Here is a 26,457-nt window from a genome sequence, read left to right on the forward strand (position 1 = left end):
TTATGGCTTATATCGCCATAAGTCTGTATGGTTCCGAAAATACAAATGTCCGTGAGGATCCATGACCAAAAGCCCGGCCCCTTCGTGTAAATAGGTAACCTCCTTCGTTTGCGCATCTACCTTAAATAATTGATTATTTACTGTACCATATACATCTCCCGATGGATGAACAACGATAAAAGCACTGCGCCATATATGGGTCCCCATAGGTCCCTGTTCATATAGGTCGTAGATATTTATAAGCTGTTTTTTTTGTTGATCGAAGATAAATAATTTCCCCCCGGCAACACCCCAGAGACAACCATCAGGCCCTTCGGTTAATCCGGTAATTGCTGGTGCACCCGGTATGGGGACAAATTGATAGACAACCTCGGCGTGATCGATATCCCAGCAGAAAACAATTCCTTCTTTCGTATTTGGTTTTACGCCCAATCCACCCGAAATCGTCGTTCCTATCCACAGTTTGCCTTTTGAATAGAGCAAGCTACTAATAGCTTGCTCTGCTATGGGAATCCCGTGCGAGAGCAAGGTGTTTTTCAAGGTGTCAAATTCCAGTAGTGCTCCGCCAAGCTTTCCATATTCCGGTATCAAGCCAAAGAACATCTTTTGATGGCCTTTGGCCTCTGTGATGGCAAAAGGACGGCTTTGTCCTTCGATAGCTCCCAGTTTTACTGGGTTGTCGGCTTCCAGATCCCAGGGTTTACCCGTGTCAAAACGATATATTCCACCTTTAGGATAAATCCCAAAAAAAATATGCTTCCCCATGGTTGCCATCCCTTCTGTTTGCTCCAACCCCTTGTATTCCGTTGTTACGCCTGTTTCGGGATTGTACGCCGCATGTCCACCCGCCAGATAGCCTCCCGTCCATATGCTACCATCTGGACCCGCGTGTATCGATTGGATAGGTATCGGTTGGCTAGAAATCGGAAGTTTATCCTTTGTCGCCTTTTCACTGACCGTATTGTAACTCCATAATTCTCCCTCAGCATTTAACATATAAAGTACCTCGTCTTTCATCCGAAAAGCATTAGCACTTCCAACCTCCCCAAGCAATCGCTTTGCTTTCTCCGCCGATTGTTTTGGGTCAAAGAAGCGAAGTTCACCTGAACTTGTATAATAAATGTGCCTGTTGATATCGATAGCCACTGCTTTCAGATCCATTCCTTTGATCACCTGTTCTACGGTATGGGTACGGAGATTGTATAGCAGCGTCTCACGGCCAGATGTCAGCAATACGAGCAAACGGTCGCCGCCCTCGATATTAGGGAGAAGCTGCAGACTATAAACAAACTCTTTGTTTTGATAATCAGGAGGCAATAAGCTCCGGGTTTTGCCTGTACGCGGATCCAGTTCTAAGAGATGGGCTCGTGAACCTATCCCGGCGTACAACTTGTCGGTATCCTCATGGTAAACCAAACTTCGGACATAATTTTCACCCGATACAAGCGGGCCTTCTCCTACATCAGAGAAGCCCGTGCGGGGATGATAACGGAAAACCCTACAACCGGGATAGGTCGCACCAAATACTTCTCCATCTTTCCCAACAGCGAGGTTCCAAACATAAGTTTGACCGGGAAGTACTTTACCTAAATCTTCGACGGTCGGACTACCGATTAGGTGTTTGAAAAGTGCACCATTGGCACCTGGAATATACAGCACATCGTTGTCTGTACTCACCATATCCCAGGCGCCGTCGGTGTGCGGTAGCGATAAGTCGATCGTTAACGCTTTACTGTTCAAATCGTATCCAAGCAAATGAGCAGGTTCACCTCGAACGACTGTATATAGCCAGTCATTCCCTTTACTGTCTGTAACAAACATACTGCCTTGAATCATTGCAGCATTCAATTGAGGGCCTAAATTCTCCAATTTTCCCTTTTGCGCCATCAACGGCTGCATCATACAGAGGAACATCGTGAAGTACAGATGTTGCATCCGTTTCGTTGAAGAAAGCCATCTTGTTTTGTTCATGATGATACGTTATAATATTAAGGGTTTATTCGTTCGGGAAATGCAAAATCGTCTTCCATGTCGAAAGGTAAGCGATAGACGTTTCCTTGCTTATCGGCAAAATAAAGTCTGGAAATAGATTTTTTCCGTCCATGGCCGTCGGCCCAAAAGGCATAAAAATCCGGATGTACATTTACTGGACGTCTTGCATACGTATGATTATATTTACTTTTTTCCGTTAGCTTTTTCTTCTGCCAGCGTTTGCCTTGATCGAGACTTGTCCACATGACCATCTCTCCTCCGGTATTATAGTGCTGAGGTCCTTTATCCGTTGGGCCAACAATACGCCAAATTCCTTCATGATCGATATAAAGTGACCCCATATCATAATTGTTGTCGGAGAATGTTACCCGTCGGGTAACCCAATCTTGACCTGTATACCGTGTCGTGTACCACTTCCGCTTACCACTTACAGGGCCAGAACGGTACCCTTTACTCGTCACATAGAGGATAACCGGATAACCTTGTTGGTCGTAAGTCAGATCATTAATGTACACATTAAGCCTCTTCTGCGCATAGTCTTTTACCAACGCTAGGTGGTCGACAGCATCAATAGGTAAGGAAACGACGGTACCATCGGCTGTCTGCCAAGTCTCTCCAAAATCCTTGGTCTCCAAATAGTACAGATTGGTTCGGTAGTTGAGACCACTTTCACCGACTTTATACGGATGGTAGTTGAACGTGGTGCCGATAATACTGTCGCCTGCGTGTCCACTTGTTTGATAATGTCCTTCTTCAATGAAAGCAATGTCGTTCCATGTACCGTAAGATACTCCATCTTTACTGCGCATGAAGCTAATGGTACGACGTATTTTATCCGGTTGATCAGGCACCACGTTGACATCGTAATGCGTAAATAGGTTCAAAAATCCTTTGCCCTTTTGATACCAGCTTTGCAGATAAGAGAAATTGTCGAGGGGTAGGGGAGTACCATCAACTATCTTGATGGGTTGTACCAGTTCAAAAGCCGTAATATCATAGGGGTGCACACTTCGATGGATAAACGAAGGCCGGTTGGTGCCGTTTGACGTAGAAAATAACCATATGTATCCTTCGTCATCCACATTCATAACTGGGTTGTCGTGAGCATTATCTGTTTGTTTATCCAAGACAATGGTAGGGCGAGGTACCATACGGGTTTCATGGTCATAATAAGAGACCATATGCAGCAAGGTTTTCCCCTCTTTATCTGTTCCTCCGTAACAAAAGAATGTTTTGTTAGCCTTTTCTACATATACCGAAAAAGGGTAGTGGTTCGCCGGGTATGTTCCCAGGCCTCCACTGTACTTATATACATATTGATCTCCAGAAGGCTGATTGCTGTACCATATACCACGATAGCCGACGTCTGGAATGTTTAAGGTTTCTACTTCTTGGGCAAAGGAAATATGGTACCTTAAGAACAGGGTGGAAAGAAACAAAAAAATACGCATACCAAAATCTTTTTTTAGTCGTACTGAGGATTTTGTGTCATTAGATCGGGATTAATTTCTATTTGGCTGTTCGGAATCGGGAATAGCGCATGGTAGGGTTGCATACCGAGCGACTGTAATACAGGATATGCACGGTCTGTCCGAATCAAATCGAACCAACGGTGCCCTTCAAATGCAAGCTCTACTCGTCGTTCTTGTTCAATAGCCAACCGGAAGGATGCCTGATCGGGAATTCGAAGTGCGGGATCAGTATGGTTGCTGCTTTTTGCTAAAAGGTTGGCACGCTCCCTGACCTGATTGAGGTAATTAAATGCTTCCCCATCAGCTACATAGCTCTGCTCATTAAGTGCTTCGGCATAGAGCAAGAGGACATCCGCATAGCGAAGCACGATCCAGTTATTTTCGCCATCGAGATAAGCAGCCGGTGCGCCAAGATATTTCGCCACGTAGTTATGCGCGACGTAATTGCCGTTCAGCACATAGCTCGTCCGCATAGATACATCTTTGCGGGAGTCTCCGTCTTCATAGGCATTCCGCATGTCGTCGGTTGGGATATTTTGCCCCAGTGGATTTCCTACCACTGTCACAGCGGTGCCCGAACCGATCGGAGCAAATTGATTGGTGAACGGGCTTCCCTCTCCTGAGGCACTTTTCTTGAATTGTACTTCAAATATAGACTCTCTATTGTTCTTATTGCTGACATCAAATATACTCGCATAGTCTGGCAGCAGTTGATATTTGTTTTGCGCCGTCCCGTCAACAACCTCCTTCAGTTTCTGTGCCGCCAGATCCCAACGTTTTTGTGTCATATATACTTTTCCAAGTAGGGCCATGGCAGCACCTTTTGTCGCACGGCCGATATCGACATTGTCATATTCATAAGGCAAAGCTTCTTCGGCATCCCGTAAGTCTGCAATAATCTGTTCGTAGACCGTTTCGGAGGGCGTTCGCCTGTAGTTATAGCCCTCCTGAGGATTTTCGATGACCTTCAATACCAAGGGAATATCACTAAAAATACGAACCATATTGAAATACATGAGTGCCCGAAGAAATTTCGCTTCTCCGGTATAGCACTTTTTCAATGTTTCGTCCATCTCGACTGCAGCAATCTTTTCAACGACGATATTTGCGTATTGAATACCCTGGTAATGGGCACTCCATGTACTGCTGCTGATGGTGTTGAAGGCGTTGTTTTTGAATTCGTCTACTTCTTGTAGGTTTGCCCCGGCATTGGGATTCGGTATCCATGTATTGTCCGATCGCAAATCTCCGATGACGTGCATAGATGAATAATACATTCCGCCATACTGCAATGATCCGTATACGGCGGTGAGCGCATTTTTCATGTCTTCACCGGTTTTATAAAAGGTGTTGCCGTTCATCTGTGAGATAGGTGCTAGATCCAAAAAGTCTTTACAGCCACTCAACGTGTATATTATCATTGCTCCTGCAATAAAAAGATTCTTGATACTTTTCATGTCATTCGGGTATTTAAAATCCAACATTTAAACCAAACATAAACGTACGTGCCAGTGGGTAACCTCCAGCATCGACACCAGGCACCAGCGTGCTGCCCCCTTGGATGCTTACTTCAGGATTGTATCCCTCGTAGTTTGTCCAGGTATATGCATTCTGCACCGTAAAACTTAATCGCGCCCGAGTTAATCCGGCTTTTTGCACCAACGATACCGGCAGCGTATAGCCTAATGTGATATTGCGCAAGCGCAAATACGAACCGTCTTCGACAAACAGCGAGGTCACATTGTTTACGAGGTTACTTCCGGGGAATGCACCAAAATTACGGTTTACCATCGGCGACATCCCGTTGCCCGGTTCTTGTTCGGAGCGCCACCCTTGGGATGCGCTACGCAAAACATTGTATGAACCAGCATAATTGCCATAGTACCGTCTCGCCATATTTAATACTTCAAAGCCCTGAACACCTTGCAGGGTAAACGAAAAATCGACGTTTTTATATGAAAATGTATTGGTCATGCCGTAGGTGAAATCTGGAAATGGGCTACCCAAGATAGTTCTGTCTGCGCTAGTGATACGTCCGTCTTCATCAATATCCGCAAACTTGAGCTGCCCTGGCTTAGATTGTCCCTCAATCGATGGGCTGTTGGCGACATCCGTCTCATTCTGGTAAACCCCAACCACCTTGTAGCCATAAAAACTACCGGGCTCGTTCCCAAGACGTGTAATGTGGGTTGGAGCATTGGCTGAAGTGGACTGTCTGGAAATAATAGGTGATCCATCAGGGCCTAAGCGTAGAACCTCCACGTTGTTGGTAGATAGGTTGAAATCGGTCGTCCATTTGAATGCATTGACCATATTGCGGCTCAATACGGTAAACTCTAGCCCTTTGTTTTGTATTTCTCCAATGTTTTGGAGTGCATTTCCGTAACCAGTCAAGGTAGGGATCGGTACATTCAATAGGAGGTCTGATGTTTTTTTGTTGTAATAGTCTACTGTTAATGAAAGTCTGTTTCGGAAAGTGGAGATCTCTAGTCCGACATCCAGCTGATGGTTTTTCTCCCAACCCAGTATGCTATTCGAAACATTGGCCAACCGTGTTCCGTTTACCAAAGTGCCGCTTCCTCCGCCAAATACATAATTTTCTATTCCGGTGAGGCCTATGTGCCCATAATTGCTAATGAAATTATTCCCGGTTGCACCGTAACTCGCCCGTAGACGGAGATCGTCTAGCCAATTTACACCCTGTAAAAATGCTTCTTCAGAAAGACGCCATCCTACGGACACCGAGGGGAAAGAGCCCCATTTATTGTTGACACCGAAGCGTGAAGAACCGTCTCTTCGCATGGTGGCGGTTAAAAGGTATCGGTCGTTATAGCTGTAGTTGATGCGTGCCAGGTAAGACAGCAGTGCCCATTCTTCTTGTGTGGTCAGGGCATTGGTAATCAATCCTGCAGCATTGATTGTCTTGATGTGGTCATTGGCATAGTTCGTACCAGCCATGCTACTGTAATCTATATATTCTTTCTGTGCGGTATACCCCAATAGGGCATCGAAACGATGCTTCTGGATTGTTTTGGAGTAATTTACAGTAAATTCTGCCAACCAATTTTTGGTCTCGTTTGTAATAGCTGTCGCTGTAGGTACCTTAACGGCGTTGACACTATTAGGGTTGATAATGGAAGGACTAAACTGATTTTCCCTGAAGTTTCTGAAGTCTGTTCCCAGCAAGGTTTTGAACCGGAGTCCGTCTATGATATCGACTTCAGCAAACGTAGTACCTAATAAGCGTAATGTTCCTTGCTTATAATACGATTCTTTCGCAAGTTTTACCGGGTTATCCACTTCACTGGTGCCAATGCCCAACCCGGTTATTTTGGTGTAATCACCATACTCATCATACGGTGTCAGGAATGGAGCAGCTGTTATGGCCGACTGTACAATTCCCCCCACTTGCCAATTCCCCTCGGCATTGACTAAATTGTTATAGGTGTATGAAGGCGTTAGATTCGCTCCGATCCGCACCCTATCGTGTATTTTTGATTCAATATTGATACGGAAAGAATACCTGTCCATTCCCGAGTTTAGGATAATCCCATCCTGCGATAGATAGCCGCCGGAAATGAAATACTTAGTTTTTTCATTTCCACCGGAGAAATTCAGTTGGTAATTGTGCATCATGGCCGAGCGAAATATTTCACGTTGCCAGTCAGTTCCTTTGCCCAAAGCATCTGGATTACTGGTCATCTCCGGCAATAGATACATGACATTATTGATTCGGTCAGCATTAGGATCAGAAGCTAATCTTCCGGGGCCAGAATTTATCCACGCGTTGTTGCGGGCCTCGTTGACATATCGTGCGTATTCGCTGGCATTGAGTAGATCCAGATAGCGTTCTACATTTTGTACACCCGAATTTAGAGAAAAATCAATTTTTGAAACACCGGCTTTCCCAGACTTTGTCGTGATAAGTACAACGCCGTTTGAGCCGCGTGAACCATAAATAGCGGTGGCAGAGGCATCTTTTAAGACTTGGATATTCTCGATGTCCGTCGGGTTGATGGTGTTTAAAGGGTTGTTCGTCTGGTTATAGTCGTTCGTTACTGGAAAACCATCTATCACGTATAATGGATCATTCCCTGCACTGAGCGATCCAGCACCCCTTATGCGTATAGATGAACCTCCGCCGGGAGCGCCGGTGGCTTGGTTAACCTGAACGCCAGCCAATTGACCGGCGATGGCGTTATCCAACGAAACGACAACCTGTTTTTCTATTTTCTCAGCTTCTAACGAACTAATAGATCCCGTGATATCTTTTCGCTGCTGGATACCGTATCCGACTACAACCACTTCATTTAAGCTCTGGTTATCTAATGAGAGTGTGGCCTGTATTTGTGTTCGCCCAGTGATCGCAATCTCTTGACTTTTATATCCTGTATAGACAATTTCTAAAACCGCTCCTGTAGGGATATCATGTAGTGTAAAGTTACCATCTCCATCTGATACTGTTGCATTGTCGGTTCCTTTGACCCTTATTGTTGCGCCGGCCAAAGACTGTCCTGATTCGTTAAAAACCCGACCATTAACCGACGATTGTTGCTGTATGAACTGCGATGTGGGTATTGTTTTTTTATTGATGACGATGGTCTTGTTCTCTACCTCGTACTCAAACGGCTGATCTCTTAAACAGGCACGAAGGGCTTCTTCCAGTGTCGCATTGTTCAAATTGACAGTAACAGGGGTAGCTTCTTTTACATCGTCATACCTGTAAAAGAAGAAGTGCTTACTCTGTTTACCGATCGCTTTAAGCACATCTTCCAATGGTTTGTTTTTTGCGTTTATGGTGATGGTTTGCGAAAACGTATTTGCGCTGACACCGAAACAACAAACGATAATTAATAGTATGGTTAGTTTCATAACTAAGAATAACTTGAGGAGGCCGTATCCGAAATGTTGTCGGATTTCACCAGAAACATTTAAATTCATATTTTTGTAATGTTTGGGTTAATAGATAGTTGAATACACACACATTATTTAGCTTGTATGATTAGCCGAACATTTCTTCTGACCGTGCTGCGAACACGGTCAGTTTTCGTCCAGCCCATATTATCATAACGCTTGTATAAATTGCTTGAATTTTATCTTTTCATATTATATCAATGTTAGGTTTATATCATCGTATATATTGTCTAGTTTGAAATAATCACCTTTCTTCCTTCTATGAAAGTGTTTATTTTTCCTAATCTCAATACCCGCAGCACTTCTTCAATATCTTCTGAGCGATTTATTTCACCCACAAACAAATCGTTGCTTACAGCACCTCGATATTCTACTTCTACATTATACCAGCGCGCCACTTGCCTCATGATGGTTTGGATGTTGGCTTTTTCGAACTTGAAATATCCGTCCTTCCAGGCTATAAATTCTTCTATATCCACTGCTTCAACAATGATTTTATCGCCTAAAGCAGATAGAGTTGCCTGTTGTCCGGGGCGTAAAACCTTGCTCGTATGTGACAACTTACGTGCATCATCTGTGAGTTTAGTGATGTGTACTGAGCCTTCCACCAAGGTGGTTTTGAACATTGTCTCTTCTTTGTACGTATTGATGTTAAAATGTGTTCCCAATACCTCGACAACCTGATTGTCGGATATGACCTTGAAAGGTTTATCACCTTTCATCACCTCAAAATAGGCTTCTCCATCTAGGTTGACGACACGTTCACCGGCAGAAAAGGATGTAGGAAAACGTAGGGAACTAGCGGCATTTAGCCAAACTTTTGTGCCATCTGCCAATACCAATCGATATTGTCCTCCTTTGGGTGTAGAAATGGTGTTTTCAACAGCTTCGCTATTTGAAGCCGCACGGTATCGCAATTCTCCATCTGCCGTTTTTTCGATCTGTACACCTTGCTGGTGCGAAACCGTTCCTTGTTGTACCTCATTGAGTACAATGGATGTTCCGTCTGCAAAAACCAAGATAGCATCATCTTTTCCCGGTGTGATGGGAGGTGATGAAGGCATTTGATGCGCTTCTTTTTGTTTGGTTATATCTTGTTTTTGTCTTCCAACAAGCCAAAATGCACCGATACCGATCAAAACGGCTAATACAGCAGCAATACCTAGTTTATAAATTATTGTTCTATGCACTTTGGTTAATGTAGGATAGCTAGGGGTATTCTCCAGTTCACCTAGTTTTTTATCAATATCTAGCTTGATGGCATTCTCCAATTCCTTTTTGGCATCTGTGTCGATGCGATTAAATACATCTTCCTTTAGCTCGAAAAGTTGATAATATGCATAGAGAAATTGTACTTCCTCGTCCGAAGCCGCCCCTTTGATATATTTGTCCAGAATTTTTAAAAACGTTTCCTTTTCCATTTTCTATTTAATTAGAGAACGAGCTCTCTTTTACCTAATAAGACCGCTAATCTTCCAGTATTCCTATGTCTTTTTTAAATTTTCACCAAATTTCCAGAAACAAGAAGCTAAGTATAGCATACAACATGTCGCGTAATTGAGCGATACTCTTTCCCAGCTGGTTCTGTACTGTCTTTCGTTTGATCGCCAGACGTTCTGCAATTTGGATGGTCGATAGATCTTCGTGAAATCTTAACTTAAAAATCTGCTGTTGTGCTTTTGTCAATTTAGCAATGAGCGATTCATAATGTACGATGAATTCCTTTTTAAGGATCGAGGCATCTGCTTGGTTATCCGCTAGGGCAAGTTGATCTAAAAGCTCCGGTATGGGCACAAACCGACCCGAAACAGCTATGTGTTTTAATACCCGATTACGGACAGCAGTGTAGAGATAGGCGCTTAGGTTGTTGATAAATAGTTCTTCCTTGCGTAACCACAATTGCAAGAAGATATCCTGAACGATATCGCGAGCCACATTTTCATCTTCTGTACGTCTATATGCCGCAGCATAAATCAAGCTCCAGTATTTTTGATAAATGGCTTCAAATGCTCGTGTATCGCCTCCCCTTAGCTTTTCTACGAGTATTCTTTCTTCTTCTTTTTCTCCTTTAGGTTCAAACATGGTAACACTATTGTTAAATCATATCTTTTCTTTCCTGTTCATCCCGTATGATCTTTTTTTCGTTGCAGGCGATGAAGTGCTTCCAGAAAATAATAATCTGCATAGATTAGCGGTACATCGACCTCATTGTTACTTGGAAAGTTGCCGGTACTATGTTTGAGGAGGTAATACGGATTCGCATGCTCTATATTCAAATAAGGCTCAGATGCCAATGTAGACAACATATTGTAAGCGGCTTGTTCATATTTATGACACTTATCGGTATCCACATAGTCACGCAGCTCCAATAGGGCGGATGCGGTAATAGCAGCAGCTGAGGCATCTCTAGGTATTTCCATGCCTTTCTGGTAGTCCCAGTCCGGATGGTATCCTTCTTCACCTACATTAAAGTCCCAATATGGAATTTTATCTTCCGGCAACTGTGGATGGTCTAAAAAGAAGTCTGCCATACCTTCCGCTGTGCTTAAAAATCGTTTATCCCCTGTTTCGCGGTATACCATGGTAAAACCATAAATACCCCAAGCTTGTCCACGTGCCCATGTAGAATTGTCAGAAAAACCTTGCAGTGTTTGTTTATGTAGTGCTTTCCCGGTATCGGGGTTGTAATTGACAACATGAAACGAACTGTAGTCTGGTCGCACATGGTGGGCGAGTGTCTGCAATGCGTGGCTGATGGCAATGTCTCTAAAGGAAGAGTCTTTCGTAACCTTGCTGGCGTAGAACAATAACTCCAAATTCATCATATTGTCCATAATGACCGGAAATTCCCAGATATTGATATCTCCTTTTGATTTTCGTGTATTCCAAGATTGGATGCTACCCACCTGTTCGTTGTAGCGTTCGCAGAGTGACTTGGCAGACTGTACTAAAATTTCCTTATAGCTTGGGGTGTCTAGAAACCTGATGGCATTACCATAGCTGCAGTACATCATGAAGCCTATGTCGTGATGTGCCGTGTTATATTGATTAGATACTAGCGATTCTGTCCAGCTGATGGCTTCTTTTTTCCATTTTTCGTCTTCGGTATATTCATATATATACCACAAAATACCCGGCCAAAAGCCGCCTGTCCATTCATCAATCTGGAGGTATTTTATCGATCCGTCCGGATGGAGGGAGTGTGGATAATTTCTTAGGTTTTCTGTCGTAGTTTTTAGCAAATTTTCATAAAGTGGTATAGCCGTATCAAAGCTTCTTTCTATTAGGAGCTCGTTCTTCCGTTGAGAATCACACGACGTCGTTGCGATCATCAATAGCAAACAAATAAAGTAAAACGATTTGTTCATAGTCTTTATATTATTAAATGTGCTATGGAGTACCACAGCTGCCATTTAAATAAAGACCCCGATCATAAAGAAAATCCCATAACTTTTTTAAATTTTTCTTACCTCTATATAATTTGCCTTTACATTAAGAAGCTTCTCTCACTTTTAGAGCGTTCCGAATCAACCCATCAGCAAGCGGATACTAACATACGCCATTGCCTGCATAGAGGTTCTAAACGAATCTTCGTCCAGATTAAATTTTGCATTGTGCAGTCCGTATTGAGGTGCGTGCTGCTCATTCCGAACACCCACTAAAAAAAACAAGGACGGAAATCGATGCGAATAATAGGCGAAATCTTCTGCCGCCATCCATATGCCAATATCTTTGACATTTTCTTTGGATAATATTTCTGCCATATAAGTACCCACATCTTGGGATAAGGACGGATTGTTATATAAAAATGGATAGCCATTTTTTACGGTCAACTCGACTTCCGCACCAAACGATTGTGGTAGCTCTCGGGTTAAATGTTCAATTCGTTCAAGTGCCTCTTTTCTCCACTGTTCGTCCATAGTTCGAAAAGTACCTTCCATACATACTTCGTCTGGAATGACATTGACGGCGCCATTCCCGATGAAACGGCCAAATGTAAGAACCGAAGGAACTGCCGGATTTGCACGCCGACTGATAATATGTTGCAGCGAGGAAACCAATTGTGCACCGATATACACAGGGTCAATAGCACGATGCGGTTCTGCTGCATGTCCGCCCTTGCCTTTGATACGAACGTAAAACTCGTCGCTCGATGCCATAAATTTTCCAGGACAAATCCCTACTTCCCCGACATCAAGCTGAGGACTCACATGTAATCCCAAGACAGCTTTTATACGACCTTCATATTCGTCAAAGACTCCTGAACGCAATACTTCTTGGGCCCCTCCGGGAATACGCTCTTCTGCGGGTTGGAAAAGCAATAATACCTGGCCTGAAAACAGATGCTCCAGTTCTTGCAACACCGTCGCGACCCCCAGTAAGTTACTCGTGTGGAAGTCATGCCCACAGGCATGCATTACGCCGTCGTTATTGGATTTATACGAAATCTCGTTCAGTTCTTGGATGGGTAATGCGTCAATGTCTGCTCGCAAAACGATGACATCATCGGATATAGTTTTTTTTCCCGTTATCCACCCCATTACACCTGTTTCGGCAACTGGTAAATATGGGATAGTTAGTTTATCCAAGACTGTTTTAATGTAAGCAGCTGTTTGATATTCCTGAAACGACAGTTCTGGACGTTGATGCAGCTCCTGCCTTCTATGCACAGCCTCATTAAAATGTGCCTCAACACGTTCTTTTATGGTATTGATTAAATCCATATAACCTAAGGTAATAATAGCAGCGATGTTCGACCTAGAGAAATCCTAGCTCCAGTTTAGCTTCTTCACTCATCATGTCCTTGGTCCAAGGCGGATCGAAGGTAAGTTCTACGAGCGCCTCCTTAATACCCGGAACACCCGCTACTTTTCTCTGTACTTCTTCCATAATATCACCTGCAACAGGACATCCCGGAGCAGTCAATGTCATGACAATCTTTGCTATGCCATCTTCTTTGGTGATAATTTCGTATACTAACCCCAAATCAATGATATTGGCAGGCTTAAGTTCGGGATCATATACTGTTTCCAGTTGTTGCTGTATCGCAGTTGCGAGATTCAGCTTGTCCATGATAATAATGTTGCTCATGTTTTTATTGTTTTCTCATAAAGATCAGTCAATTGATTCATGACAGCAGTCTTTGTGAAGTTTTCCTTATATACTATATATGCGTTTTTAACAATGTCGTCTTTTTTATCCGAATTTTCAAATTTCTGAATGGCAAATAATAAGCTTTCCGATTGATAGGGGTCAAATAGCCAACCGGTTTTGTCAGGTATGATGACGCAAGGAATGGCACCTAGATTACTAGCAAGAACGGGCGTGTGGGTAGCCATTCCTTCCAGGATTGTTAAAGGAACAGCCCCCTCGTAACATACCGATGGTACAATTAGTGCTTTGCTATTTGCTAATAACTGCATAGTTTCTTGTTTGTTTTTCGGTCCTAACAGCGTTATGTTATCGCAAGTTTTGATCATGTTCTGCACCTTTTCTGTAAGGGGGCCTTCGCCAACTATCTTTAGTATTTTATTGCTTCCTTTTAAAGATTCAATCAACGGTATGATTCCTTTTTCCGAAGATAGCCTGCCGACAAATAAGTAGTAGTTACCTGTATGTAGACCATTTATCGAAAGGTCGACAAAATTGGGTTTAACAATAAATTGTTCGGGAGCAAATTTTTTACCCACAGAGAGAAAGAGTTGTTTAGCGAAATCTGTAAGCGTGATGAAGCGGTCTACAGATCGCCATGTGCCTAATCGCCAATGTAGAAAATGAGTCAATGCTGTCCAAAATGTTTTAGCAGGAGATTGGTCCAATACCCCCAATTTGATTCCTTTCCATGGAAAGGTTTTCTGGATGCTATCTACATATCGCTTACCTTGGAAAAATAACGTTGCTGACGGGCAAAGCAGTCTAAAGTTGTGCAAGGTTACGATCACCGGAACATGCTGTTTTTTTATGGTTCTAATAACGGCAGGACCTGAAGCATAATATAGGTTATGAATATGTACGATGTCCGGAGCAAAGCTCTTGATAGACTTTTTTACTTTCCAAATAGCGTGGATATTATAAGGATAGGCTAGAAATTGTAAGGCGCCTCGCCAACCTTTTTTATTGTTAAAGGTTAGTATTTTAACAGTATGCTCTTTTTTTAATTCCTCGACTTCTTGCCGGAACACGGTGTCTTCTCCGCCGGCATGTTGATAGAAATTATGGATAACAAGGATGCGCATGTGCCATTGGGTTTCTACAAAGATAGTATTTCCCATTTTATCCTTATCTTCGCGTATCATTTTTTAGCTATGTTCCAAGAGTTAGTACACGCAAAAGCTTTTCAGAATTATTTAGAAAAAGCCCATTTTCCACAGGCCCCTCAATATCTGTATGACCCAATTCGTTATATATTATCTTTGTCAGGCAAACGAATACGCCCGCTATTGGTATTAATGGGTGCGGAGCTTTTTGATAAATCCGTTGTAGAACAAGCATTACCGGCAAGTGCGGCAATTGAGTTTTTTCACAATTTCTCGTTAATTCATGACGATATTATGGATGTCGCGCCCTTGCGTAGAGGGAAGCCCACTGTACATCAGAAGTGGAATGATAATGTAGCTATATTATCGGGTGATGCGTTGCTTATCAAAGCTTATCAAGAACTAGCGAAATGCCCCACCGAGAAAATTCCGTCTTTATTGCACCTTTTCAACGTTACTTCGTTGCAGGTCTGCGAAGGACAGCAGTATGATATGGATTTTGAAATGCGGACACAAGTAAGTGAACCGGAATATATAGACATGATACGGCTGAAAACCTCGGTATTGCTTGGTTGCGCCCTGCAAATGGGAGCTATTATTGCTGGAGCAGATGAGCGATCGCAAACCCTGCTTTACGACTTTGGTGTAAATCTGGGAATCGCTTTTCAATTGCAAGACGATATATTGGACGTATATGGAAATCCAAAGAGTTTTGGTAAGCAGGTAGGCGGCGATATCCTGTCAAATAAGAAAACAATTCTTTTCATAAAGCTACAAGAGCTTATTTCTCTAACAGATCAGGAAGAATTGGATTGTTTGCTTAGACAGTCCGTTGATGTCGAACCGAAAAAAGTAGAGAAAATGATGAACTTGTATGCTAAATATGATATTCAGACGTTAGCTATATATCAAAAGGAAAAATTCACGACTATTGCTTACGAAAAACTAACGGAAATTCAAGTGGAAGCAGGCCAAAAGGAAGCTCTTTTTTCTCTTGCGAATGCACTGATGCATCGAGTACGATAGTGTTTTGCTGTTAGAAATTGATAAAACGCTAGCTTTTTAGTAAATTGTCAAAACATTAATACAAACAAAAATAAAAATTGCGCATGGCAGATATGGAACCGGTAAAAATAACGATATTTCAAGCATATTTATTTTGGGAAAACGTAGAAAAAAATTTAAAGAATCTATCATTGCGTCTATCTGGATTGAAAGAAAAAACAGATTTAATTCTATTGCCTGAAATGTTTAATACCGGCTTTACGACCAATGTCGAAAAATGTGCAGAGAAGATGGATGGGGCAACAATGCATTGGATGTATGAACATGCAAAAGCCTATAATTGTGTTATCGCAGGGACGCTAATCATTGAAGAGGAAGGACGTTATTATAACCGTTTTATATGGATGTCTTCCGATGGTAGTTTTGTGCATTACGATAAGCGTCATCTATTTGGAATGGCAGGAGAGAAAGAAATTTTTACTCCTGGGAATTCCCGTATTGTTTTAAATCTCAAAGGTTGGCGAGTGTGTCCTATGGTGTGTTATGATTTACGGTTCCCTGTTTGGTCTCGGAATTTAAGAAACGCTTACGATTTATTAGTCTATACCGCTTGTTGGCCAGATAAACGTTCTGCCCATTGGCGGGCACTCATCCCTGCTCGTGCTATTGAAAATCAAGCGTATGTAATAGGTGTGAACCGTGTAGGATATGATGGTAATGAAATCTATTATTCAGGTGGGTCGATGTGTATTTCGCCTATTGGGGATGTCGTGTATTATAAACCTGAGGATGAAGATTTGTACACATTTACACTAAATCCTGCAGATTTGATTAAAGCGCGAGAGCAATTTCCATTTTTAGCGGATGCTGACGATTTTTCAATAAAAAATCATTGATAAGGCCTATTCAATATAGCTGATTGTATAATAGCCTCGCGTAAGTTGAAAGATACCTCGCCTTTTTCCTCTATTTCGGGTACGACTTTTGACGGAATTTTCTTAAGAAGCTTTGCGTCTGCTGACCTCTCTTCCCTTGTCTTTCTCACGACTTCTGGTTTACCCAGCGAGCGTTCTACTTTTTTAGCGGGAATTGGGATATGGGCGGGTGTCGTTGATTCTGTAACTCTACGTTGCATTTTTTGCTCGGCTTCGGATATTACAGGAGGTGTCGGAGGTGGTGCCTGTGGCAGACGTCGACGCGCTTTCTCCTGTTCCTTCTGATATTCAGAATAGATCTTATAAATTACAGCGCCGATAATCAATAATGCAGGCAGAAAGTTCTCCATAAGGGTAAATCTAATCAAAATTTAGAAAAAATGATGAAATATTAAATTTTATTTGCATAGTATTTAGTTTTTTGGTTTGTTTGTATATACAATTATTCTAACCCAATATTATCCGATATGAATGACAATTTTGAAGATACGGACGAATTTTTTTCTTTTTTAACCGGAAAAGCCTATGCTGCATTAGGGAGGCGACTACAACGAAATCTAAAAGAAGAAGGAATAAAGATTACCTCAGAACAATGGTCGGTTCTATATTATTTGTGGATTGAAGAAGGACGAACCCAACAAGAACTTGCTTGTTTGACTTTTCGTGATAAACCAAGCGTATCTCGTTTAATCAATAATTTAGAAAGGCTTAAATTGGTCATCCGGGTCACCGACAAAGAGGATAAGCGCACCAATCTCATTTTTTTGACAAAACAAGGAAGACAAATGAAAGAAGCCTGTTTGCGTCAAGCAAAACGAACTATCAATCAAGCACTAGAGGGAGTTAGTAGGGAAGACATGATAAAAGCACGCAATACACTAGATGTATTGTATAGCAACCTGTCGTGATTAACCTTCTCGACCATCGATAGCACGAATTCAGAATTATAACTCCTGCGTTTCAAACGCGCTGTGGCTATTCACTAATTTACCGGTATCTCTAAAGTAAATTTCTTGAAAACTCAGTGTAGTTACACTGTCGACTTTACGAAAAAACTTATCCGCTGAAACGTCGTCTAAGGTTTTAAACCCACAGGCTTCCATGATCTCTGCCGTAGCACGCAGGGTGTTGCGGTGAAACTGTGCCACTCTTATATATTTATCTTCTACATCAAGTGCTTTATACAAATGCGGTCGTTGGGTAGCAACACCAACTGGACACACGTCTTCGTTACATTTCAACGCCTGAATGCAACCTAACGCAAACATCATTCCTCTTGCACTGTAACAAGCATCTGCACCCAAAGCAATTACTTTCAATAAATCAAAACCTGTAACAATGCGGCCTGAAACAATCACTTTTATATGCTTCTTTAAACCGAATTTGATGAGCGTTGTGGTAACAAAAGACAACGCATCATATAAAGGCATACCTAAATTGTCTGTAAATTCCAATGGTGCGGCGCCTGTTCCTCCCTCTGAACCATCTATAGCGATAAAGTCAGGAAATAGCTGTGTCGTTAGCATCGCATGACAGATGTCAATAAACTCCTGTTTGTCTCCTACACACAATTTAAAACCTACCGGTTTGTTTCCAGATAGTTCGCGTAACTGTTGGATAAAATGTATCATACCCTCAGGGGAATTGAAAGCACTATGTGCAGGTGGAGACATCACATCTGTACCGGGAACGACATGACGAATAGCAGCAACTTCAGGAGTATTTTTAGCTGCAGGTAATATTCCTCCGTGACCAGGTTTTGCACCCTGTGATAATTTTAACTCGATCATCTTCACATAGGGGCGTGTCGCCTTTTCCGCGAATAGCTCGGGGTCAAACATTCCCATTTCATTACGGCAGCCAAAATATCCCGTACCGATTTGCCAAATCAAATCTGCCCCATTTATATGATAAGGGCTGATACCTCCTTCTCCTGTATTATGGGCAAAATTCTGTAATGCCGCGCCTCTATTAAGTGCGGTGATCGCTGTTTTACTGAGTGCACCATAGCTCATAGCGGAAATGTTAAATACGCTAAGACTATAGGGCTGTTTACAAAAATCATTACCAATAGTCGTTCGAAGGTCGTGGTTTTCGATATGACACGGAAACACCGAATGAGCGACCCATTCGTTTCCTATGGCCTGCGGATCTGACTGCATCCCGAATGCTACCGTTTCTCGTTCATTTTTAGCACGTTGATATACAATAGAGCGTTGTCTCCGGTTAAACGGACGCCCGTCTGTATCCGATTCCCAAAAATATTGTCGCATTTCGGGGCGGATACTTTCAAAGAAAAATCTAAAATAACCTAAAATAGGATAATTACGTAAAATCGCGTGTTTGTTTTGATAACTGTTATAGAAAGCCAATATCATTAGCGGAAACGGGATTATGAGTAACCAAAACCAACGCGGCGTAAAGACGACTCCAAATGAGAGGATGACGATATTGACAACAATTATCGTTAACAGAATTAGTTTTCTAACGGCCATAGCTTTATATAATATGTTCTACATTGCGTAACCACCAATGACAAGCAAAGTGCGCGCCATTACTCACCATGACTTTATGGTTGTGTGCAAAATTAGGAAGTTGTTGGATGAAAGCGAAAAAAGAAACCGTTTTATGAAAGATTTGCTTGTTTGGTAATGTTTTCACCCTTAATGTTTTTTTCTTGTGATTTCTTGGGTTAGTTCTTGATATATTTTAAGCCAATGCGGAGTTTTCATAAGAAACTGTAAATGCTTTTGAATAGTTTCCATATCTCTTCGTTTAGCAGGACCCGTTTGGACATCTTTCGGGATTTGCTTTTGTACTTTCTGTGCAGTTTCCAAAATGATAGGTTTTAGCAGATCAAAAGTTAAATTTTGTTCTTTAAGGATTTCATAAGCGATCTGGAACAGCACATTACTGAAATTATTGGCGAACACTGCAGCTAAATGTAATGCCAAGCGTTGTTCCGTATTACATAAAAACGGCTTGGCAGAAATGTGCCGCGTTAACCGCAGGAGACTATCTGCGATCTTTTGATCACTACCTTCTATTCCGAAAGGGATGTCGCGCAAGGAAGCGGTAACATCTTTGCTAAGACCTTGTACCGGATAGATGACACCATGCAACGGAAAACCTGCTAAGATATTAATGTCTGTTGCTCCGGAACAATGTACCACAATTCCGTGAAGAGGTTCTGGGAGCTGGTCTGCTACCTGTTGTATGGCCTGGTCGGTAACAGCAATAAAGTACAAATCAGCCCTGTCGGTTATTTCTTCGATTGTATCTAGCGCGTCAGCGTTTAAAACCGAAGCCAATGCATGTGCATTTGCCCAATTTCTGCTGTATACCTGTAAAATTTGATGTCCAAGGGTATGAAACGCTTTCCCGATATGGGAGGCAATATTACCGCTACCTAAAATGACAATATTCATTATAAAGGCTTTCGCTTGGCTATTTTTGCATCCCTTAAACGGCGATAGATAGCCATGATAAAACCAATAGTCATAATAATCGTACCGGCCCAAAAGAAATTGATATAAGGGAACTTAATCGCTTTAAAAACGATCCATTTTTTTTCCGGTAGCGGCTTTTGATACAGCATGATTTCCAGTTTATCCTCTTTCGGTAAGATGTTGGTGAAACGGAAACGCAACCCTTGATCGCTAACATCCTTATTGAAATCGTAGCTATGCCCATCCTTAATCAAGAAAACGGGTTCTACGTTATATTCCTTATCATCAGTCGCAACGACTTTAATCTTCAATCCGACAATAATATCGTCTTTCCCTTTAGGAATATTATTTAAGGTAGCATCCCTATTGATTCCCTCAATGATATAATATCCATTTCGATAGCGCAGGGTATCACCAATGCTGACCTGATAAGTTGCGGGTTCATCGTAATCCTCATATCCTGTTTGTTCTTCAGCAGGGATGTTTTCAGCCTGTACTTGCGATTCTGCCGCTGCGGCTGTAATCAGCGTGTAAATATCATGTGTGAGATAGTGCCTTGTATCCGGAGTCCCGATTAGACCGCCCATCTCCGGGTTATGCTGTGCAAATGGTCGAAGCACAAAAGATTCCTTTACATTTCCAGTCTCTTCATCAATACGCTCATATAATATTTTATAATACACATTTGGCGGTGCAACGCTATCTCCGGTATAGGTAATTCTATAGTCGCCCATCTGTTCGGGTTCTCCCTCGGTTAAAAATAAGTTTTCACCGGGATCAGAAAATTTGTCTCCATCTTGACCGAAATTTTGGACTTGGATATAACGGCTTTCGTTAACGGAGATAACTTCATTGGTAGCTGCCGCAATAAGGGCTCCCAGAAGTAAAAGCGCGAACCCGATATGTGCAACAGCAGATCCAGCTAATCGCCATTTACCTTTCAAAGCGTCTCCCAACACACGCATATTTGCCAACAGACAGAACGTACAAGTTAGGGTCAACAGGATATACATTACATTCGTGTATGTCTTCGTGAAATAAACGATTATAGCACTAAGTATAACAGCGAATAGAAAAGATGCTATTGTGGATATCCAAAATTTTTTGGAGTCCGTTCTTTTGTATTTCAGAAATTGGGTGAAAGCCGTTACAAGCATAATAACAACTGCAAATGCGCCTTGCCATTTATTGTAATGCGGGATTGGATCTACAGGAGGAGCCACCTTTGTACCAAACAATGCATTAAATACTGGAATAGATGTAGTTGCTATCATCTGTATACAAGCGACCGTAAGAACTAAACCACCAATAAACATCCAAAACTCGCGTGAGTACACGTCCTCTTCTTGTTTGGAAGATGGCATTTCTTTATTTCTCCACACGAGCATCACCATCATTAATATAAAAAAAGTGATATTGAAAATGATGAGTTGGCCCGACATGCCTAGGCTTGTAAACGAGTGAACTGACGTTTCTCCTAATATTCCGCTTCTAGTGAGGTAGGAAGCGTATATAACGAGTACGAAACTGATCATCGTCAAGAGTGTGGCGGTAAAGAAACCATGACCGGAATTACGATAAGCGATTATTACATGGACAGCCGCGATAAGTGTTAGCCAAGGGATAATTGACACGTTTTCTACCGGATCCCAAGCCCAGAATCCCCCAAAATTTAATGCTTCATATGCCCAGAAAGAACCCATGATAATCCCTGCTCCCAAAATCATTACGGCAAAAAGTGCCCAAGGTAAACCAGGTTTCATCCATTCCTTATAACGCTTAAGCCAAAGGCCTGCTGCTGCATAACTAAAAGGAACGATCATGGATGCAAAGCCGAGAAATAAAGTAGGAGGGTGGATAACCATCCAATAGTTCTGCAATAGCGGGTTTAATCCACTCCCATCCGTAATCATAGTTAAATAGTCTGGCCGGCTAAAAACGGGACCCTGCATGGCGTCCCGTAACAAGATAAAGGGTGAACTACCGATACGGGAGCCAAATATTTCGACGCCAATCAACATGGAGCCCAAAAACACTTGGCAGAGCATCACGAATGTCATGACCGGTGCTTCCCAACTCCTAGCATTGAATATTATGACGACGCCCAATATCACTTGCCAGAACATCCATAGCCAAAAACTTCCTTCTTGTCCTTCCCAAAAAGAAGAAATAATATAATGTGTTGGAAGCGACTTCGACGAATGTGCCCAAACATAGTGGTACTCAAAATAATGATTGTAGATGAGATAGAATAGAATCGTGCCGATCGCCACAACCGATGCTAAATTGGTCCAAAACCCAATTCGAGCAAGTGTTTTCCAAGATTTAACCTCCGGCTCCCGTGTTGCGAAGAAATAGCATATCAGTGAAAAAAGAGCGGCACCAAAGGATAGAATCACAAAAAACTGACCGATTTTTCCCGGTAAAAGATGTTCTCCAACGTAATTAACGTCCATTATTCTAGTTAAAGTAAAAATTATTATAGATGTTCCGCTCAAGTGAGGGGGGCTTTTTAAACGGCTTGTCCTATAGCCGAATGGTATTATTGTCCATCCAAAAATGTCGTTGCACGTGCTACGCTCGTTTCGATGACTTCAACCTCATCTTCATTGTATTTAGACGGGCATTTCATCAATATCTTACTTGCATGAAATATATCACCGTCCATTCTACCGGTCAGTACGATCTGTTCAGACCGTTCGATATCTTGAGGTTTAGATCCCCTGAATACAACTTGGCATTCTGTACTATCATTATCGTACATATAGAAGGAAAAGTGGTTGGCGTCCTTGACAGGATCGTAGTATAAATCTTTTTCTTTATTCAGCACGCCAACAACGTAAAGTTCTGTCTTTTTCTCCTTTGCCTCGGTGAAAGTAGCATACGTGCTCGAATCCGTATAAATAACAACAATCATCGCAATCGCTATTGCGATGATAACAATTAATATAATGGAGCTTTTTTTCATATAGCACTATCTCTAAATAAAATACAAAATTACAAAATGCTTTTGCAAGATAGTAATTTGCCAAACTTTGTAAGTTATTTAGAATCATTCTACGTTTATGTGTTGCTTTTTATAATAAATTTGTAAAAACAAATGTTATTATGCAATTTGTAACAACAGCTGACGGCTCGTCCACGCTATATCATCCCGAAGTCGGAGAGCATTATCATTCCAAACATGGTGCATTACAAGAAAGTCAACATGTTTTTTTGCGTTCGGGACTTGCATTTTTCTTGCAAAAGAGTAAAACATCCAATGCAGCTGTGCTGGAAGTCGGTTTTGGTACTGGGCTGAATTTTCTATTGACGGCAGACTATGCGGAGAATCATGATATTTCTCTGGAATACGTTGGTATAGAGGCATATCCCCTTAGTGAAGAAATTATATTTAAAACTGGATATGAAAGCTTCGTCAAGCAAAAAATCTGGTCGAACTTTCAGCGCAACTATCAAAAGGCGCAAATGCAGGAAGTTTCTTTCACGGATTCCATTAGCTTGTTTATTGCGCACGAAAAAGTGTTAAACTTCCAAGTCGGGGACACGCGGAGGTTTGACGTTATCTATTTCGATGCTTTTGCGGCTGTGCATCAACCTGAAATGTGGACAGTAGAAACATTGGCGTATGTATGTTCTTTTTTGCGGCCGGGAGGAGTATTTGTTACGTATGCTATTACCGGAAATTTAAAGCGTACGATGAAAGCGTTAGGTTTTGCTATTGAAAAGGCGCCGGGCGCCCCCGGTAAACGAGAGATGTTGCGGGCTGTTAAAACATCTTGATTTGATGATGATTAAAAGACAGATATCTGTCTGCCCAATGGAAAAGGGTTGAAATACATCAACCCTTCACTTATAACGTGGATATTCAGAAAGAGTATCCTTGTCCAGAATGTTAATGACCCGACTCGCCGTCGATGCCATGTGCGTGCCCATGTGCCAATTCCTCTTCAGTAGCAGGACGTACGGCTAAAATTTCTACGTCGAAGTTCAACGTTTTACCGGCCATAGGGTGGTTCAAGTCGGCGACTACCGCTTCTGGCGTCACCTCAACAACCACGGCACGAAACTGATTGCCTTCGTTATCTTGTAAAGGTAAAACCTCACCCACAGGAGGAAGTCCTGTTTCCTTAAACATATCAGCCGGTAGTTGTGCAACTGCACGGTCGTCTTTTTCGCCATAGGCGTCATTTGGCTCTAACGTAAATGAAGTCTTATCGCCGATATTCAATTCTGCGATGTTTTCTTCAAATTTCGGCAACATCATGCCCACTCCATATAAAAAGGTCAGGGGGTTTTCAGTTGTGGTCTCTTCTACAAACGCTCTCTCTCCATCTGCTTCTAAGGTGTGAAGCTTGTAATTCAGTGCAACGACATTGTTGTTTTCTATTGCCATTTTTGTTTAATTTTTTTGGGACGAATCCCTGTTATTATTTATTAATGCTAGCAGTTCTGCCACGGAATTTTGTGGTAAACTACATGCTTTATTCTTACAAAGGTAGGATTTTGATTCCATACCCGCTTTATCTTTTAACAACGGTAGATTACTTTTTGTTCCCCCTAAGGTGATTTTATTAGGAATATAATGCTTATCCAGCTGTTTTCTCCACGACACGGCCTCCGTACCCGTAAAGGCAATTTCGTTGTTTCCGTACACGTGCTCCAATAGCTGGATAGCCCAATTGGAATAGGCCGATCCATATTGTTTGATATGCGGAAAAACATTAGCAAATACTTGATCAGCAGTAGTCATATATCTTTCTGTGTCCAATAGCTCGCCTAATCGATAGAGCACACGTACAATCGCAGACGAAGACGCAGGAATGACATTATCCATAATTTCACTTTTTCGAGCTATCAATTCTTCTGCATCGTGCGCGGTATAAAAGAATGTCTTGTCTTCCTCGCTATAAAACAGGTTGATAGCCTTTTCAGCTAAACTATGAGCTTCATCAAGCCAGCTCTCTTCAAATGTAGCCTCGTATAATGCTATAAAACTGTCAATGGTAAAAGCATAGTCATCCAAAAAGCCGAAAATCTGTCGGTTGTGGTCTGCAGGTTGATGGAGTAAGCTATCTTTATCAGAAAAACAATATTGTTTGATGAAATGTGCGGTTTGGAGGGCGAGATCAAGATACATTTGTTTATCAAATACACGATATGCATCAACGAGTCCTTTCAAAAAAAGCGCATTCCACGATGTAAGTTGTTTATGATCTAAGCCTGGTCTTATTCGCTTTTCGCGATAGCTGAGAAGCTTCTTTTTTACTTCACGTAGATATTTCTCCCAATGATCTTCGGAAAATCCACTTTCAAAAGCCATTTTATCTCCCTCGACGACACAATATAACACGTTGGTGCCCTCTTCATGCCAATTTCCGGATTTTGTAACATGAAAATAATCAATCAGAAAAGGGGCATCTTCATCAAAAAGGTTTTCAAGTTCTTCCTGATGAAAAGTGTAGTATTTTCCTTCTACTCCCTCGCTATCCGCATCCAATGCCGCATAGAAACCGCCATTTTCGGCGAGCATATCCCGCGTTGCCCAAGCGACAGTTTCCTCGACAACCCTTTTGTATAGCTGGACAGGATTTTGTTGGTAAGCTTCGCTGTATAAGGAAATAAGTTGCGCATTGTCATATAGCATTTTCTCAAAATGGGGGATATGCCATCGACCATCTACCGCATAACGAGCAAATCCGCCCCCTACTTGATCGTAAATACCGCCATTTGCTATTTTGTGTAAAGTAAAGTGCACGTGTTCCAATATGGGCTGGTCATTCGCAAGTACTGCATAGCGGAGAAAAAACAACCAATTATTCGGTAAGGGAAATTTTGGTTCCCTACTGTATCCCCCATTTGTCGTATCAAATTGTGCTTTCCAGGGGTTCACAATATGGTGTAAATCGGTAACGGTATACTTTTCGGGGATAGGAGCAATAGGAAGACGTTCTGCTTGATGGATACCGTTTGATAAGCGTTCTGCATAGTCGAAAGCTACTTGGGGTGTATCTTCCCACATTTGCGCAATCTGTAATAATACCTGTTGCCAATCATGTGGCCTAAAATACGTGCCTCCATATATGGGACGACCATCAGGCAAGCAAATGCAATTCAACGGCCATCCGCCCGCATTGGTCATCAATTGTACGGCAATCATATAGATCTGATCAATGTCGGGACGTTCCTCTCGGTCGATTTTGATAGGCACATAAAAGGTATTCATTGTTTGTGCAATGGCTTCGTTTTCAAAGCTTTCGCGCTCCATGACGTGGCACCAATGGCAAGCAGAGTAACCTATACTTACGATGATTAGTTTGTTTTCGTCTTTAGCTTTCTGTAGAGCTTCGTCGCCCCATGGCATCCAATTAACTGGATTATATGCATGTTGTTTTAGGTAAGGAGAGTGCTCGTATTGAAGTTTATTGGCCAT

Annotated in this window: 21 protein-coding genes; 4 read left to right on the plus strand and 17 right to left on the minus strand. The window is 42.0% G+C overall.

What is annotated here, in order from left to right; all coding sequences use genetic code 11:
- The 10 genes from C5749_RS15635 to C5749_RS15680 all read right to left on the minus strand — a co-directional run bounded on the left by C5749_RS15635 (window position 1) and on the right by C5749_RS15680 (window position 14,674).
- Window positions 1-1,971, minus strand: coding sequence for a ligand-binding sensor domain-containing protein (locus C5749_RS15635; RefSeq protein ID WP_146113771.1), 1,971 nt, complete (start codon window positions 1,969-1,971; stop codon window positions 1-3).
- Between the two features lie 17 nt (window positions 1,972-1,988).
- Window positions 1,989-3,443: a BNR-4 repeat-containing protein gene (locus tag C5749_RS15640; RefSeq protein WP_105727176.1), complete on the minus strand. Its 1,455-nt coding sequence runs from the start codon at window positions 3,441-3,443 to the stop codon at window positions 1,989-1,991.
- A 14-nt stretch (window positions 3,444-3,457) separates the two neighbouring features.
- On the minus strand, window positions 3,458-4,921 hold the full coding sequence (locus tag C5749_RS15645) for a RagB/SusD family nutrient uptake outer membrane protein (RefSeq protein WP_105727296.1): 1,464 nt from the start codon (window positions 4,919-4,921) through the stop codon (window positions 3,458-3,460).
- A 13-nt stretch (window positions 4,922-4,934) separates the two neighbouring features.
- Complete coding sequence (locus tag C5749_RS15650) at window positions 4,935-8,405, minus strand: TonB-dependent receptor (protein WP_105727177.1); 3,471 nt, start codon at window positions 8,403-8,405, stop codon at window positions 4,935-4,937.
- Between the two features lie 203 nt (window positions 8,406-8,608).
- Complete coding sequence (locus tag C5749_RS15655) at window positions 8,609-9,799, minus strand: FecR family protein (RefSeq protein WP_105727178.1); 1,191 nt, start codon at window positions 9,797-9,799, stop codon at window positions 8,609-8,611.
- 82 nt (window positions 9,800-9,881) lie between these two features.
- The gene (locus tag C5749_RS15660; RefSeq protein WP_105727179.1) at window positions 9,882-10,460 is read right to left on the minus strand and encodes an RNA polymerase sigma factor; all 579 of its coding nucleotides are present in this window, start codon (window positions 10,458-10,460) and stop codon (window positions 9,882-9,884) included.
- Between the two features lie 38 nt (window positions 10,461-10,498).
- Window positions 10,499-11,746 (minus strand): glycoside hydrolase family 88 protein, encoded by a 1,248-nt coding sequence (locus tag C5749_RS15665; protein WP_105727297.1) that lies wholly within the window; start codon window positions 11,744-11,746, stop codon window positions 10,499-10,501.
- A gap of 159 nt (window positions 11,747-11,905) precedes the next feature.
- On the minus strand, window positions 11,906-13,102 hold the full coding sequence (locus C5749_RS15670) for a M20 metallopeptidase family protein (RefSeq protein ID WP_105727180.1): 1,197 nt from the start codon (window positions 13,100-13,102) through the stop codon (window positions 11,906-11,908).
- A gap of 34 nt (window positions 13,103-13,136) precedes the next feature.
- Complete coding sequence (locus tag C5749_RS15675) at window positions 13,137-13,469, minus strand: iron-sulfur cluster assembly protein (protein ID WP_245893810.1); 333 nt, start codon at window positions 13,467-13,469, stop codon at window positions 13,137-13,139.
- Complete coding sequence (locus C5749_RS15680) at window positions 13,466-14,674, minus strand: glycosyltransferase family 4 protein (RefSeq protein ID WP_105727181.1); 1,209 nt, start codon at window positions 14,672-14,674, stop codon at window positions 13,466-13,468. The genes C5749_RS15675 and C5749_RS15680 overlap by 4 nt, the downstream gene beginning before the upstream one ends.
- A 9-nt stretch (window positions 14,675-14,683) precedes the next feature.
- Between C5749_RS15680 and C5749_RS15685 the strand changes: the two genes are divergently transcribed.
- A complete protein-coding gene (locus tag C5749_RS15685) occupies window positions 14,684-15,661 on the plus strand; it encodes a polyprenyl synthetase family protein (RefSeq protein WP_105727182.1) in 978 nt (325 codons plus the stop codon).
- 92 nt (window positions 15,662-15,753) lie between these two features.
- Window positions 15,754-16,536 carry an amidohydrolase gene (locus tag C5749_RS15690; RefSeq protein WP_105727299.1) on the plus strand — a complete coding sequence of 261 codons (783 nt, stop codon included), beginning with the start codon at window positions 15,754-15,756 and terminating at the stop codon, window positions 16,534-16,536.
- Here the strand turns inward: C5749_RS15690 and C5749_RS15695 are convergent.
- Entirely contained in the window at window positions 16,530-16,925 is a 396-nt protein-coding gene (locus C5749_RS15695; protein ID WP_105727183.1) for a hypothetical protein, read from the minus strand. The two genes, C5749_RS15690 and C5749_RS15695, sit on opposite strands and share 7 nt — an antisense overlap.
- Window positions 16,926-17,042: 117 nt before the next feature.
- Here C5749_RS15695 and C5749_RS15700 point away from each other — a divergent pair, with 117 nt between their 5' ends.
- Window positions 17,043-17,483, plus strand: coding sequence for a MarR family winged helix-turn-helix transcriptional regulator (locus C5749_RS15700; protein ID WP_105717014.1), 441 nt, complete (start codon window positions 17,043-17,045; stop codon window positions 17,481-17,483).
- Between the two features lie 36 nt (window positions 17,484-17,519).
- On the opposite strand, the gene C5749_RS15705 is transcribed toward C5749_RS15700, so the two are convergent.
- The 4 genes from C5749_RS15705 to C5749_RS15720 form a co-directional block, all read right to left on the minus strand.
- On the minus strand, window positions 17,520-19,070 hold the full coding sequence (locus C5749_RS15705; RefSeq protein WP_105727184.1) for an FMN-binding glutamate synthase family protein: 1,551 nt from the start codon (window positions 19,068-19,070) through the stop codon (window positions 17,520-17,522).
- A 168-nt stretch (window positions 19,071-19,238) separates the two neighbouring features.
- Window positions 19,239-20,003 carry a Rossmann-like and DUF2520 domain-containing protein gene (locus C5749_RS15710; protein WP_105727185.1) on the minus strand — a complete coding sequence of 255 codons (765 nt, stop codon included), beginning with the start codon at window positions 20,001-20,003 and terminating at the stop codon, window positions 19,239-19,241.
- Window positions 20,003-22,480 carry a cytochrome c biogenesis protein CcsA gene (gene ccsA / locus C5749_RS15715; RefSeq protein WP_105727186.1) on the minus strand — a complete coding sequence of 826 codons (2,478 nt, stop codon included), beginning with the start codon at window positions 22,478-22,480 and terminating at the stop codon, window positions 20,003-20,005. Before ccsA ends, C5749_RS15710 begins: the two co-directional genes overlap by 1 nt.
- Window positions 22,481-22,566: 86 nt before the next feature.
- Window positions 22,567-22,992, minus strand: a complete 426-nt coding sequence (locus C5749_RS15720; protein WP_105727187.1) for a cytochrome c maturation protein CcmE domain-containing protein — start codon at window positions 22,990-22,992, stop codon at window positions 22,567-22,569.
- 140 nt (window positions 22,993-23,132) lie between these two features.
- Between C5749_RS15720 and mnmC2 the strand changes: the two genes are divergently transcribed.
- Window positions 23,133-23,807 carry a tRNA (5-methylaminomethyl-2-thiouridine)(34)-methyltransferase MnmC2 gene (gene mnmC2, locus C5749_RS15725; protein WP_105727188.1) on the plus strand — a complete coding sequence of 225 codons (675 nt, stop codon included), beginning with the start codon at window positions 23,133-23,135 and terminating at the stop codon, window positions 23,805-23,807.
- Window positions 23,808-23,919: 112 nt separating this feature from the next.
- Here mnmC2 and C5749_RS15730 read toward each other — a convergent pair whose 3' ends face one another.
- Both C5749_RS15730 and C5749_RS15735 read right to left on the minus strand, forming a co-directional pair.
- A complete protein-coding gene (locus C5749_RS15730) occupies window positions 23,920-24,420 on the minus strand; it encodes an FKBP-type peptidyl-prolyl cis-trans isomerase (RefSeq protein WP_105717018.1) in 501 nt (166 codons plus the stop codon).
- Window positions 24,421-24,426: 6 nt separating this feature from the next.
- Window positions 24,427-26,457: a thioredoxin domain-containing protein gene (locus C5749_RS15735; protein ID WP_105727189.1), complete on the minus strand. Its 2,031-nt coding sequence runs from the start codon at window positions 26,455-26,457 to the stop codon at window positions 24,427-24,429.

Origin of the sequence: Sphingobacterium gobiense (assembly GCF_002980575.1) — a bacterium.
Lineage (GTDB): Bacteria > Bacteroidota > Bacteroidia > Sphingobacteriales > Sphingobacteriaceae > Sphingobacterium > Sphingobacterium gobiense.

Bases quoted from the DNA above. Each gene is read 5' to 3' on its own strand.
- C5749_RS15635 (WP_146113771.1), bottom strand. From the start codon at position 1,971: ATGAACAAAACAAGATGGCTTTCTTCAACGAAACGGATGCAACATCTG.
- C5749_RS15640 (WP_105727176.1), bottom strand. From the start codon at position 3,443: ATGCGTATTTTTTTGTTTCTTTCCACCCTGTTCTTAAGGTACCATATT.
- C5749_RS15645 (WP_105727296.1), bottom strand. From the start codon at position 4,921: ATGAAAAGTATCAAGAATCTTTTTATTGCAGGAGCAATGATAATATAC.
- C5749_RS15650 (WP_105727177.1), bottom strand. From the start codon at position 8,405: ATGAATTTAAATGTTTCTGGTGAAATCCGACAACATTTCGGATACGGC.
- C5749_RS15655 (WP_105727178.1), bottom strand. From the start codon at position 9,799: ATGGAAAAGGAAACGTTTTTAAAAATTCTGGACAAATATATCAAAGGG.
- C5749_RS15660 (WP_105727179.1), bottom strand. From the start codon at position 10,460: ATGTTTGAACCTAAAGGAGAAAAAGAAGAAGAAAGAATACTCGTAGAA.
- C5749_RS15665 (WP_105727297.1), bottom strand. From the start codon at position 11,746: ATGAACAAATCGTTTTACTTTATTTGTTTGCTATTGATGATCGCAACG.
- C5749_RS15670 (WP_105727180.1), bottom strand. From the start codon at position 13,102: ATGGATTTAATCAATACCATAAAAGAACGTGTTGAGGCACATTTTAAT.
- C5749_RS15675 (WP_245893810.1), bottom strand. From the start codon at position 13,469: ATGAGCAACATTATTATCATGGACAAGCTGAATCTCGCAACTGCGATA.
- C5749_RS15680 (WP_105727181.1), bottom strand. From the start codon at position 14,674: ATGATACGCGAAGATAAGGATAAAATGGGAAATACTATCTTTGTAGAA.
- C5749_RS15685 (WP_105727182.1), top strand. From the start codon at position 14,684: ATGTTCCAAGAGTTAGTACACGCAAAAGCTTTTCAGAATTATTTAGAA.
- C5749_RS15690 (WP_105727299.1), top strand. From the start codon at position 15,754: ATGGAACCGGTAAAAATAACGATATTTCAAGCATATTTATTTTGGGAA.
- C5749_RS15695 (WP_105727183.1), bottom strand. From the start codon at position 16,925: ATGGAGAACTTTCTGCCTGCATTATTGATTATCGGCGCTGTAATTTAT.
- C5749_RS15700 (WP_105717014.1), top strand. From the start codon at position 17,043: ATGAATGACAATTTTGAAGATACGGACGAATTTTTTTCTTTTTTAACC.
- C5749_RS15705 (WP_105727184.1), bottom strand. From the start codon at position 19,070: ATGGCCGTTAGAAAACTAATTCTGTTAACGATAATTGTTGTCAATATC.
- C5749_RS15710 (WP_105727185.1), bottom strand. From the start codon at position 20,003: ATGAATATTGTCATTTTAGGTAGCGGTAATATTGCCTCCCATATCGGG.
- ccsA (WP_105727186.1), bottom strand. From the start codon at position 22,480: ATGGACGTTAATTACGTTGGAGAACATCTTTTACCGGGAAAAATCGGT.
- C5749_RS15720 (WP_105727187.1), bottom strand. From the start codon at position 22,992: ATGAAAAAAAGCTCCATTATATTAATTGTTATCATCGCAATAGCGATT.
- mnmC2 (WP_105727188.1), top strand. From the start codon at position 23,133: ATGCAATTTGTAACAACAGCTGACGGCTCGTCCACGCTATATCATCCC.
- C5749_RS15730 (WP_105717018.1), bottom strand. From the start codon at position 24,420: ATGGCAATAGAAAACAACAATGTCGTTGCACTGAATTACAAGCTTCAC.
- C5749_RS15735 (WP_105727189.1), bottom strand. From the start codon at position 26,457: ATGGCCAATAAACTTCAATACGAGCACTCTCCTTACCTAAAACAACAT.